This window comes from Arthrobacter sp. Hb9-2, from assembly GCF_059091165.1.
Window position 1 is genome coordinate 1 of record NZ_JBNHGJ010000095.1, and the last position, 692, is coordinate 692.

The window sequence follows — 692 nt, forward strand, 5'->3', positions numbered from 1 at the left end:
ACCTTCCGCGGCCGGTCCCGCTGCCGCCGCGCCACCTGCCGCAGAACGTGCGGTCCTGTCCCGGTCCGAACCGGTGGCGCTGGAAATCCCGGCCATCGGTGTTCGCACCGAACTCCTCAGCCTTGGCCTGCGGGAGAACGGCTCGCTGGAGGTGCCCCGGGACGACGGCAACGGGGCCCCTGCCAGCTGGTACAACGGCTCCCCCACCCCCGGGGAACGAGGACCATCGGTCATGCTGGGCCATGTCAACTCCCCCAATGGACGCGGGGGCGTCTTCGCAGACCTCCGCAAGCTCGTTCCCGGGATGGAGGTCGCCGTGTCCCGCGCTGACGGCAGCACCGCCGTTTTCACTGTTGACCGCGGCGAGCTCTACAGCAAGAACGAATTCCCGACTCTTGAGGTTTATGGAAACACCGCAGGATCCGAACTCCGCCTCATCACCTGCGACGGCTACGATCCCGCCACGGGCCTCTTCGACGACAACTACGTGATCTACGCAAAACTCAAAGCCTGACAGGCGGCCGCGACTCCCCGAAGGGGTGTGCGGCCAGGACGGAAGAGCCATGAAGAACCGCACTCCCCTGCTGGCCTCGCTGGCACTTTCGTCCCTGCTGCACTCCGGCTGCGCAGCAGCGGCGGGGTCCGTAGGAGCGGTGCCCGCACCGCCGTCGGACGCTGCTGCCGCCGCCCCT

Annotated in this window: 1 protein-coding gene; it reads left to right on the forward strand. The window is 67.9% G+C overall.

Annotation, left to right across the window (positions count from 1 at the left end; translation table 11 throughout):
- The coding region (locus AC5RV1_RS21355) for a class F sortase (protein WP_493995953.1) at positions 1-514 on the forward strand (514 nt) is incomplete at its 5' end.
- Positions 515-692 lie beyond the last annotated feature (178 nt).